Origin of the sequence: Streptomyces sp. ISL-98 (genome assembly GCF_018614055.1) — a bacterium.
GTDB lineage: Bacteria > Actinomycetota > Actinomycetes > Streptomycetales > Streptomycetaceae > Streptomyces > Streptomyces spiramyceticus.
On the sequence record NZ_JAGGPB010000107.1, the window covers coordinates 1 to 10,537 of the forward strand.

Annotated in this window: 12 protein-coding genes and 1 pseudogene; 6 read left to right on the forward strand and 7 right to left on the reverse strand. The window is 66.8% G+C overall.

From position 1 onward, the window contains the following. Both J7I98_RS39570 and J7I98_RS39575 read right to left on the reverse strand, forming a co-directional pair. On the reverse strand, positions 1 to 640 hold a 640-nt coding region (locus J7I98_RS39570), incomplete at its 3' end, for a hypothetical protein (RefSeq protein ID WP_214929897.1). Between the two features lie 348 nt (positions 641 to 988). Next, a pseudogene (locus tag J7I98_RS39575) lies at positions 989 to 1,650 on the reverse strand (helix-turn-helix transcriptional regulator). Positions 1,651 to 1,786: 136 nt separating this feature from the next. Between J7I98_RS39575 and J7I98_RS39580 the strand changes: the two are divergent. Both J7I98_RS39580 and J7I98_RS39585 read left to right on the forward strand, forming a co-directional pair. Then, the gene (locus tag J7I98_RS39580) at positions 1,787 to 2,314 is read left to right on the forward strand and encodes a nucleoside-triphosphatase (RefSeq protein ID WP_214929898.1); all 528 of its coding nucleotides are present in this window, start codon (positions 1,787 to 1,789) and stop codon (positions 2,312 to 2,314) included. A gap of 395 nt (positions 2,315 to 2,709) precedes the next feature. Next, entirely contained in the window at positions 2,710 to 4,023 is a 1,314-nt protein-coding gene (locus J7I98_RS39585; protein ID WP_214929899.1) for an aspartate aminotransferase family protein, read from the forward strand. Positions 4,024 to 4,300: 277 nt separating this feature from the next. Here J7I98_RS39585 and J7I98_RS43220 read toward each other — a convergent pair whose 3' ends face one another. Then, entirely contained in the window at positions 4,301 to 4,375 is a 75-nt protein-coding gene (locus J7I98_RS43220; RefSeq protein WP_100661309.1) for a 50S ribosomal protein bL37, read from the reverse strand. A 306-nt stretch (positions 4,376 to 4,681) separates the two neighbouring features. On the opposite strand from J7I98_RS43220, the gene J7I98_RS39590 reads away from it, so the two are divergent. Together J7I98_RS39590 and J7I98_RS39595 are read left to right on the forward strand one after the other, a co-directional pair. Continuing rightward, complete coding sequence (locus J7I98_RS39590; protein WP_214929900.1) at positions 4,682 to 4,966, forward strand: hypothetical protein; 285 nt, start codon at positions 4,682 to 4,684, stop codon at positions 4,964 to 4,966. 73 nt (positions 4,967 to 5,039) lie between these two features. Next, positions 5,040 to 5,789: a transposase family protein gene (locus J7I98_RS39595; protein WP_214929901.1), complete on the forward strand. Its 750-nt coding sequence runs from the start codon at positions 5,040 to 5,042 to the stop codon at positions 5,787 to 5,789. Positions 5,790 to 5,916: 127 nt separating this feature from the next. Here J7I98_RS39595 and J7I98_RS39600 read toward each other — a convergent pair whose 3' ends face one another. Continuing rightward, positions 5,917 to 6,300 (reverse strand): SH3 domain-containing protein, encoded by a 384-nt coding sequence (locus J7I98_RS39600; protein ID WP_214929902.1) that lies wholly within the window; start codon positions 6,298 to 6,300, stop codon positions 5,917 to 5,919. A gap of 295 nt (positions 6,301 to 6,595) precedes the next feature. Here J7I98_RS39600 and J7I98_RS39605 point away from each other — a divergent pair, with 295 nt between their 5' ends. Next, complete coding sequence (locus J7I98_RS39605) at positions 6,596 to 6,778, forward strand: hypothetical protein (protein WP_214929903.1); 183 nt, start codon at positions 6,596 to 6,598, stop codon at positions 6,776 to 6,778. A 552-nt stretch (positions 6,779 to 7,330) separates the two neighbouring features. On the opposite strand, the gene J7I98_RS39610 is transcribed toward J7I98_RS39605, so the two are convergent. From J7I98_RS39610 to J7I98_RS42455, 3 genes are all read right to left on the reverse strand, one after another. Next, a complete protein-coding gene (locus J7I98_RS39610; protein WP_251021882.1) occupies positions 7,331 to 7,951 on the reverse strand; it encodes a 2'-5' RNA ligase family protein in 621 nt (206 codons plus the stop codon). Between the two features lie 14 nt (positions 7,952 to 7,965). Next, a complete protein-coding gene (locus J7I98_RS39615) occupies positions 7,966 to 9,153 on the reverse strand; it encodes an XRE family transcriptional regulator (protein ID WP_251021883.1) in 1,188 nt (395 codons plus the stop codon). A 604-nt stretch (positions 9,154 to 9,757) separates the two neighbouring features. After that, positions 9,758 to 9,886 carry a hypothetical protein gene (locus J7I98_RS42455; protein WP_285438149.1) on the reverse strand — a complete coding sequence of 43 codons (129 nt, stop codon included), beginning with the start codon at positions 9,884 to 9,886 and terminating at the stop codon, positions 9,758 to 9,760. Between the two features lie 239 nt (positions 9,887 to 10,125). Here J7I98_RS42455 and J7I98_RS39620 point away from each other — a divergent pair, with 239 nt between their 5' ends. Further along, positions 10,126 to 10,407 carry a hypothetical protein gene (locus J7I98_RS39620; RefSeq protein ID WP_214929904.1) on the forward strand — a complete coding sequence of 94 codons (282 nt, stop codon included), beginning with the start codon at positions 10,126 to 10,128 and terminating at the stop codon, positions 10,405 to 10,407. The last annotated feature ends 130 nt before the right edge of the window (positions 10,408 to 10,537 follow it).

Consider the following 10,537-nt stretch of genomic DNA (forward strand, 5'->3'; position numbering starts at 1 on the left):
GCGCGGCATGAGCCTGTCGCAGGACGTCGGCGGGGATCGGCCTGGACGGCTCCTGTGCCCAGTCGGCCACCTGCTGCCGCCAGTGCTTCAGTGTCCGTCGGGCCTCGGCGAGGGCGGCGCTGGTGACCGTGACCGGTGTGCGGTGGGCGTGTCGGAGCAACAGCATCCTCACCGCCAGCGGATCGGTCCCCTCCGGGGCGAGGAGATCGCCGCGGTCGGGGGCGCCCTCGTCCGGGGGTGCTGGGCTGACCTGGCCCACGCCCATCCAGACCCCGCCGACGGCGTCCTGCCCGGGGGTGCCGTACTCGGCGAGGTGCACATCGGCAGCGGCGCAAAGCGGCTCGGTCAGACTGTGAACACCGACGGTGGCGGGCGGGTGGATGCCGAGAACGGACATAGCGCGACCGAGCGCTCGGGCTTGCTCAGGAGACAGGTCCGGCGTGGTGAGGACGGTGAGGGACTCCAGGCCGTGCAGCTCCGCGGTGCGCGCCAGTACGTCACCGACCAGAGGCGCCCTTAGGTGCACCGTGCCGACTCCGGTGCCGATGACTGGCAGGTGGACGCAGATGCGCAGCTGGTGGCGGTGGGCGGAAGGAACCTCCACGAAGCGTCCGGTGCGGGTGTCGGCGATACGCAGCATGATGCGGAGGCTAGTCCTGGAAACCTCCGGTAGCGGGGAGGATCTGACCATGACGCCGATGTTGCGGAATACCGAGGGCCACGCGGTCGATGGGCCCACGCCATTCCAGTCCGGCAGCCGGTCAGCTGCTCGTAGGCGTAGCGGGCCTCCCTCTGCAGGTGTTCGGTTTCGCCGCACGGTGGCATCCGAGGCCAGAACGCTCGGCTTCCAAGCCGGCGGACACGTGCCCATCCGTGATGCCCTGGGTGTCGTTGATTCCCAAGCTTGTAGCGCGAGTTCGATTCCCGTCATCCGCTCCATGACAGAGCCCCGGGTCAGCGACCTGGGACGCGTTTTCCGCCCTTCGCTTCAGGCGGCCGGCTCCCGGCGGATGCAGCACCGGCCGGGGGCGGGTGCGAGGCACGCCTGGAGGCCAGTTTCGTGCAGCCCTTCGACAACACCGCGCAGGAGGTGGAGGTTCATGCCGCACACCGTCTCGGTGTGCTCGCGAGCCAGTGTGTGGAAAGGGCAGTTGGCGAGAACGACGGCAGCGCCTTCAAGGCGCGGCTCGAACCCATACCGCTGCAGGAGGTCGAGTACCCCGGCACCGTCCTGCGTGCCCCACTCCTTGCCCAGTTCATGCGCCTTGTGGTGCAGGACCGTGCGCGACGGCTCGCCGGTGGCCTCGGACTCTTCCAAGGCCTGCGCGAGCAGCAGCCCGGCGAGGTCGTAACGGCGCGCCGGCAGGCTGACGGAGACTTGCTGCGAGGAGCGCCGGTAGAGCTTGGCGGGTCGGCCCGCTCCTGGGCCGCTGCGTCCGCTGCGCCGTTCGTACACGACATCGAGCAGGGACTTGTCAGCGAGACGGTCCAGATGGAGGGCGGCAGTCTGCCGGGCAAGCCCGGGGCCTCGGCCGCCTCGTCGCGGCTGACCGGATCCGCCTGGCGTACGACGTGGTCGTACAGCCGTCGGCGGGTGGGCTCGTTGAGGGCGGCAATGGCGGAGACGTTCGTGTCATCGGGCTGGTCCATGGCAGCCTGCGAACGGCATGAACATCACCGATCGGGCGTACAAAACGCCCGATCGGCCGAGCCGGGGCGGCGACAACCCTCTTGGCTGGAAACCTGCTGGGAGGACCGCCGAGCCCAAACGGAGACGGAGTACGAGATGCCGACGAGAATTCTGTTGGAGGGACGCCCCGGCGTTGGCAAGACGACCGCCGTCCGCCGACTGGCTGCGCTTCTGCACAGCCGTGACATCGTCGGCTTCACCACGGAGGAAATCCGGCAGGGCGGCGCCCGGGTCGGTTTCGCTCTGGAGACGGCGGGACACCGCGCTGTGCTCGCCCATGTCGGCTTCCCGGGGCCGCCGAAGGTGGGCGGGTACGGCGTCGACCTGAGTGTCATGGACCGGGTGGCGCTGCCGGCGCTGATGGCGGCTTCGACGGACCCTCTTCCCGGGCAGCTGGTGCTCATCGACGAGCTCGGACGGATGGAGTTGGCCTCAGCCTCGTTCAGGGAGGCCGTCCGGTCCGTCTTCGAGGCCGGCATCGATGTGGTCGCGACCGTCCATGCGCACAGCGACCCGTTCACCGACGCCCTGAAACGGCGCGCCGACATCGAACTCATCGTCGTAACGCTGACCAACCGGGACGCTCTCCCCGAGCAACTGGCGTCACAGCTGGAGTACCGGTGACGGGGTCGGTGATTCAGCGGTCATGACCGCGATCGTGACAGCATTGGGCGCAGCGCCGACAAACGATGGCCGACACTCCGCCCCCGTGATCACCACCCACCAAGGCAACAAGTCCCTGACCAAATGTGCTGGTCAGGGGCTGATTCTCTCGGTGTGGCGGGTGCAGGGTTCGAACCTGCGCAGGCGTAAGCCAACAGATTTACAGCTTGTTGGACTGGACGGCGCCTTTCGTCCGGCGTAGTCCGGAGATAGGGCAAATCAGTGCTTCCGGTGGACATTCGAGAGGAGTCTGATCATGCTTGGCGATCTGCTCGGCGAAGAACAGGGACAGACGACCGGAATGCGGGTCCTGCCCACAGAAGGGGTCTGCATCCCGCAGTTCCTGGAGGTGTGAGATGGATCTTGACGACCTGGTCTTTCACCCCTGGTCGATGCAGGGGCCACGCAACGTCCCGACCCTCGTTGGCGGCTCAGGTAGTTACGTGAGCGACGCCGATGGCCGACGCTACCTGGACTTCAGCTCGCAGTTGGTCTTCACCAACCTCGGTCACCAGCATCCGCGCATCGTCGCGGCTATCAAGGAGCAAGCCGACCGGCTCTGTACCGTTGCACCCGCCCATGCCTCCGACGTCCGCGGTGAAGCGGCGCGGTTGATTGTCGAGGTCGCGCCGGCGGGGCTCGGGCACGTGCTGTTCACCACGGGTGGGACGGAGGCCATCGAGCACGCGGTACGGATGGCCCGCCTGTTCAACGGCCGGCCGAAGGTGCTCGCCGCCTACCACTCCTACCACGGCTCGACGACGACGTCGATCCACCTCACCGGCGACCCGCGCCGCTGGGCCTCGGACACCGGCGCGGCGGGTGCCGTCCACTTCTTCGGCCCGTTTCTGTACCGCTCAGTGTTCGGGTCGAGAACCCCCGAGGAGGAGTGCGAGCGGGCGCTCACGCATCTCGAGCAGGTGATCCTGCTGGAAGGTCCGTCGACGATCTCCGCGCTGGTCCTGGAATCGGTGACCGGAAGCTCGGGGGTCATCGTGCCACCACCCGGCTACCTTCGCGGGGTCCGCGACCTCTGCACCCGCCATGGGATCGTCTACGTCGCCGACGAGGTGCTCGTCGGCTTCGGCCGTACCGGAACCTGGTTCGGGGTCGACCACGAGGGCGTGGCACCCGACCTGATGGTCTTCGCAAAGGGCGTGAACTCCGGGTACGTGCCGCTCGGTGGCGTGCTGGTCAGCGACCCGATCTACGAGACATTCACCAAGCGCCCCTACCCAGCCGGCATGACCTACAGCGGGCACCCGCTCGCGTGCGCGGCCGCCGTCGGCGCCATCGGCGCCATGCACGACGAGGGCACCGTTGCGGCAGCTGCCCGCCTCGGTAGGGACATCCTCGGGCCCGGACTCACGGAGCTCGCCGAGAAGCACCCCTCTGTGGGGGACGTTCGCGGCATCGGCGGCCTCTGGACCCTGGAACTCGTCCGTGACCGGCCGACCAAAGAACCGCTCGTGCCGGTAGGCGCTACCGGCGAGGCGAACGCACCCATGACCGCGTTTGCCAGGGCGTGCCTTGATCGCAGGTTGCTTCCACTACTCCTGGGCAACCGCAGCCATGTCGCGCCGCCGCTCAACCTGAGCGACGCCGACGCCGCCACAGGCCTGGCCGTCCTGGACGAAGCGCTGGCTGCAGCCGACGCGTTTCTGGTCTGAACTTCTTCGGGCGAGGACAGCTTGATGACGGCAGCACAGCTGCGCCACCAGGTCGCGGGGTTGCGATCACTCGTATGGTCCACAGCACGGACGTCGCGCGGCCTCCGGAGCCGTGTGCGCAGGTTCGAACGAGCCTTCAAGAGCCGGACCCAGTCTCATCGAGTCCGGCTCTGTGTCGTGCTCCCGCACCGCTGCGGAATCCTAATCCTCGACCCAATCCGGGCGACCCAATCCGGGCGTCGAAGACACGGCCCCCTCGGCCGTGTGCTCAATTGGCTCAGGCGTTGGGACGCTTGCCGTGATTGGCCTTCTTCTTCTTACGGGCGCGTCGCTTGTTCCCTCGCTTAGCCATGGTGCGCATCTCCCTAATTCGGAACTTTCCGTGCCTTCGCCAGTCTAGATTCGGCCCGGGGTGTCCGCATCAGCGGTGCCGCGGCCACAGCGCGCATACCGGTGCTCCGCCGCCCCAGAGCAGTCACTGGCTTCTGTCGAATGCGCGTCGAAGCCGCGCAGGCCGATCCATCACAGCGCTGCCAACCGCAGGTCAGAGTCCGTGCAGGGCTTGGACCATCAAGCGCCTTCCAAGGGCCTGGCCGAGCATGACGGAGACGACGCCCCGCGAGGGCCATTGTCGGTGCCCGCCTGTACCGTCCCGCCCATGACTGACAGCCCCTCGAAGCACTGGCGCGACGGAGTGGTCGAGGAGGCCCGCAAGCTGGCCGCCAGCACGTTGAACGTCGAGGACACGTTCATGGCAAACCTCTACCCCGCGACGCTCCTGGACGCGACCGACGAAGCCTTGAGCTCGTTCGAGACCGGACTGCGGACGCTTCGTAGTCCCTCCGACGATGAGGTCCTCGCGGCAGTGGAGCGAGCGGTACTCGCCCTGAACGCCATCAATGAGCTTCTTCGATGTGGCCACCGATCGGGTGACGGTCCGTGAAGCGAAACGAGCGAGGCCCCCGGGCTGTTGATCGAGATGTCTGACGTCTCAATTACGTTGCTCGGGGGCCTCGTTGGTCGTCCACCCTGCCGCAATCGACCTGCCGCACGCACTCGTGGAGTGGGTCACCATGCTGATCGTCACCCGTGAGGGCGACCGGCGCTGCAAGCTCCGTCCGTCCCAGCGCGCGATGGTGGCACTGGTGTACCTGCGCGAGCACACCACTTTGGCGAAGATCGCCGCCGGGTTCGGGATCAGCGAGTCCACCGCCCATGCCTACATCAGCGCGGTCGTCGACCTGCTCGCCGCGCGTGCGCCGGGTCTGCTGAGGACGCTGCGCGAGCATGATCCCGACTTCGTCCTGCTCGACGGAACCCTCGCCGAGTGCGACCGGGTCGGTGACGGCCGGGCCGACTACTCCCACAAGCACCGGCGCCACGGCGTGAACGTGCAGGTCGTCACCGATCCCGGCGGCCGGCTGCTGTGGCTCTCGCCCGCCCTGCCGGGCCGCACTCACGACCTGACCGCCGCCCGCACCCACCGGATCATCCGCATCTGCGAGCGCCAGGGCGTTCCCATCGTGGCCGATCTCGCCTACCAGGGCGCCGGTCCGTGGCTGACCTCGGGCATCAAACGCAGGCCCCTGCAGGAACTGACCCCCACTGAGAAGACCCGCAACCGTGCCCTGGCCGCCACACGGGCACTCGTCGAACGCGGCGTCGCCCGCCTGAAGTCCTGGCGGATCTTCCGCAGGTCCCGATGCAGTCCCAACCGCATGACGTCAATCGCCAAGGCCGTCCTCACACTGGAGCTGCAACGCTGAAGAAGCTCAGTGATGAATTCGGAGGCCGGTCGGAGGCAGCGGACAGGCCGTCGGCCGCCGGAGGGATTTCCGGCGGCCGGCGGCCCGTTGAAGGGCTGGGGAACGGTGTCCTCGGCGCGGGTCCCTGTCACTCGCAGGGATAGCTGGTGATGCGGACGGTGTACGCCGAGGAGACCCAGCGGTTGGTGCCCACCTTGCGGAAACCGTTGGTGGTGGACGCCGACGCGAGGATCGTGGAGCCGTTGGCGTAGGACCCGACGACCGAGTAGCCGGTGCCGGGACCGCTGCGGATCAGCAGACCGCCGCTGGCGTTGACCCTGTAGTAGCACTGGGTCGCGAGCACACTGGCCGGCGCGAGCTCCACAGCCGCGCCCGTCGTGCGGGCGGGTGCGGCGGCCTGAGCCGTGAGACCGCCGCCGAGGAGCGCGGCGGCGGACAGGGCCGCCACGGCCGCCGTGCGGGCGGCGGAGCGACGCGGTGACATGGTGCGGCGTGCTGCTGTGACGGTCATGGAATCGATTCCCCTTGCGTCGTCGGTTCTGGGTGCGGAACACGTACGTAGGAGCAGGCCCGGGCCTGGCCGAGCGGTGTCACCGCTCAAAGACACCGGAGCCGCGCACGACGTTAGCGCCATCGGGGCGAACAGCCGCCTGACACACGAGAACTCCCCAACCGGAACGAGGGAAGTGGCCCGTTCCGGTTGGGGAGTCCGTAAGACGCTGAATCAACGTAATTGAGACGTCAGACATCTCGATCAACAGCCCGGGGGCCTCGCTCGTTTCGCTTCACGGACCGTCACCCGATCGGTGGCCACATCGAAGAAGCTCAATGATCAGCACGACGGGGCCGCCTACGAGACCGGCGAACGTGAAGAACTCTGCGACTACATCGAGCAGTCGCTCACAGAGTGCGGCGTAGACGTTCCTGCACTCACCACGCGCCATGGGCTCGGACGGTACGAGATCACCGACAAGTGGCGCGACTGGTAGGGGCCCCACAGCGTGCAACTGCCGTGCCAGAACAGCCGGGCAGCAGCGGTCAGTCGAGGGCAGCGGCGACGTCAGCAATCGCCCTGCAGCCGTGAGGCCGCGCAGGAGGGATGACCTGGGAAGACGCGCCCGAGATCATTGCCAGGCTTACAAAGCAGATGTCGGCGGTTCGAAACCGTCCGCGCCCACTTCATCGGCAGGCTTCTGGCCTAGCTGCATAGCAAGCTCGACGGCGCGGCCGAGGCGGCGGCCTTAATGCAGCGCTGACTGCCCTTAAGCGGTCAGTGGCCGAGTTGAAAGGCTGGGACACCAGCACCTCGCAGAACTCGGTGAGGAGGTTCACGCCGCCTGATTGAGCAAGGCAAACTCGTTGCGCTGGCTGGGACTGACCCTGGCGGAGCGCGTGTCCGCATACAGCCGAGAGAGTGACCGCTTGAAAGAGCTTAGAAGCACTTCATTGACTCGGCTCGACAACTGCTCGGTGGTCACAATCAATAGGAAGCCCCCCTGTTCCGGGTACGGCCGGCACAGGGGGCGCTTCCGTTCGGGGGGTCAGCCGAGCGGCACACTTACGTAGGGCTCCCACTCGTACATCTGATGGTCGCGGTTAATCACGATCAGTTCTGCATGGGTTATCCGCGCGGAGGCAGAGGTCCTGTCTACGGCGTCGAGAGCCGCAGTGAAAGGAGCTGTCGGCCCAGTGCTGTTGCTGTACCCGATCGACAGGTGAGGGGTGAACTTGTCAGCATTCTCCGGCACTTCTGGGAATACGTCGCCGATGGCGGCCCGAATTGCATCACGTACCTCCTTCACAGGGGCGGCTGGTTCGACTGGCACGAGGATCGCCTCGGGGTCGACGACCGGCGCGCGCAGGGTGAGGTCGAATGTGGGCACTGCGGCAAGCCGGTGCGTGGCAGCGCCGACGACGGATTTCACATCCTGTTCGGATACCTCGTCGACGAAGCCGATGCCCTGCATGGTCAGGTGCAGCCATCGATCTGGAATCAGATCTAGTCCGCCAACGGGTGTGAGTGCTGTCCGGTACTGCTCCGCGAAGCGGTGGACATCGGGCTGTCCATCGAACGTCAGGTGCCAGGTGTAGAAACGTCGACCTGCGCTCCAGCCTGGCCGCCACCACCAGTGATCACGCATGTGCTCGGGTGTTGTCGTCATGCCCTGAGATCCAATCAGGCCGGACCGTCTCCTGACGAGAGGGCCAGGTGCCGAGCTGCAGAGTCTAGGCACCAGTCTTCGATCGTGCGGCGAGCCACGCTTGTCACGCTGGCGTCCGCTGCTGGGCTCTGTGCCAAGGTTCTGGCGAGCTCCATCATTCGCTGAGCGATGGGCTCCATGCGCCGCTCGGCAGGCATTGTCAGCACTGGAACCAGCGCTTCCATCACGCCGTCGGGCTCGCCGCAGGCGAGGAGGGCGGCGGCCTGGCTGATGTGAATCTGCGCCTCGGTCCCGTAGGCCCATACCGGCTGCGCGGCTAGCAGGTGGAGCGCGGACTGGGTCTCCAGAAGGGCGGCATGAGGATGCCCGATACGCAAGTGGACGCCAGCTGCGTAGTTCACCTGCCGCGCCTCGGGGCACGAGAACAGACCGCCGATCTCATCGGTGCCGACCATGACGGAGCGGGCGTGCTCGGCACGTGTGAGGGCGCCCTGCGCCTCGCTTTTAGCTCCGAGCATCGACCAGGCGTCGGCCTCCTGGCAAGCGAGCAGCGCGCCGACGCTCCCCGTGGCGTTCGAGTGCGCGCCCCGCCGGGCGTGGTTCACGGCGTCGCGCAAACGGCCGTCCCACAGAGCCACCTTCGAGCGTGTTGAGGAAACCCAGGCGCGCAGGCCGTCATGGTCGGCGTTCTCTGCACACAGCCATGCAGTACGACCGTGGGTGTCGGCGGCGCGTAGGTTGCCTAGGTCACTGCTGATCCAGGCTAGTAGGCCGCACAGATACCCGGCGGACACATAAAGGTCAGCGGACTGTCGTGGTGGCTGGTGTCCCTCCAGCAGGCCGAACACCTTGTCTCGAAGCTTACGGACCTCAAGGAACACCTCGACCGCGTCCCCGGTCAGGTATCCGGCGGCGAGGCTCTGCACGTCAGCGAGGATCTGTTCGAGGGCGATGTCCCCGACGTTCGTTACCTCGGCCCACTGCGCCCACCTTGCCGACTCAGCGGCAGCCGCGAGGACGCGGTCGGATTCGGGCTCAGGCTCCCGTACGGCGCGTTGCGGAGGCTCTGCGGGATGCTGCTCGGGGGCGTGATGTTGAAGGATTCGCAGGTCGTTTTGCGGTAAGGCCCTTCGATCCTCGATATCGAGAATGTCCTCGATGGCGCACTCGATCGCAGCAGCGACAGCGACCAGCGCGGTCAAGCTCGGTCGGCGGCTCGACGGCCCGGGCCACTTCTCCCACTTGCTAACGAGGGAAGCATCTGCGGCGACGGTCTCCCCAGTTGCCAGCGAGATTCGTTCGGCTGTCTCCTGCAGGGTCCATCCGTAGGCATGACGCCACGCCTCACGCGGCCGCATGCGGAAACGCACGCGCATCTCGATTGCGACTTCGGCTGTAGTGCACCCAGCAGCCCGCATTGCATGGCGGAGGGTGTCCCGGTCGCTCTTCGATCCTGGCTTTGGCTGCGACGGCATTGTTCTCCCTACCCAAGGGGGTTCGCTCACCGTAGCCAACATGTCGTTTCTCGGCGGGAGTCTTCCAGATGATCGGAGGCGTAACTGGTCCATATAGCAATCCAGTTACGGGCATCTGCCCAGGTCACCGCAGTCTCTGGGTGCCAAAAAAGTTGGACGCCGCAGCCCGTGACGGAGGGGGCGCGAATTGAAAACGTAGAGGTCAACAACTTCAACGACGGGGGCACCCGTGCTCACCAGTACAGACTCAGCGATTACCGACTGGCTCGCCCACTCCCACGAACGTCCGTCTGATGTATGTGAGGAGTGGGCTCATCTCGGCGTCGCGCTACTACCGCTTGGCCACCGCTTCGACGCCGTACGCATTCACACCGGGATCGTGCGCGCCGCAGCCGGTAGCGACGAGTGGCCGCTGATCACCGAATGCCTCGGCGAAGCCCTCGCGGGCCCGGTCATCCACGATCCGCGCGGTGAGTTCTACGCGCTGGTGCCCCCTCAGACGACGGAAACCTGGAGCTCCCCGCTGGCTCGCTGTCTGGGCAGGGGCGCTTGGGTTGGCGTACCACGCGTGGACCAAAACGCGTTGCAGTTCGGCCCGTACTGGTCAGTCCCCATGGAGCGGGCGGGTGAGCTGTGCTCCCCAATCGCGGTCGCAGAGCTGGTCCGACTCGGGCACGAGCGACTCACCTCGGGGGCACGGTGACCGTCAAGGCAATCATCCGAGCTGCGGAATGGCACCTCGGCGCCGACACGGAAGACGGAGCACCTCAGCAGCCGCTGCACGATGTCGAGTGCACGACGTGCGGGGAGAGCCCCGAGTGCGTCGTCGGCAAGCGGCTGCCGGCCGAGGTCTGGGCACTGAAACACACCGGTCTGAATCCGGAGCATCGCGGATACCGGGCCGTGCAAACCTCGTTCTGGCGCGTCACCCCCGCCCCCGGCAACCCGCTCGGCCAGACTGGGCGCATCCATGCGAGCTGAGCCCCCATCACTCCTGCCTCGGTCGCCAGGCCCCTGGACAGGTGGACGGCCGAGGCAGGCCTCTTCACCCATCACATCGAACCGGGCGATCACATGTCCGATGACGGCAAGCACGCCGGTCAGCCTGCCG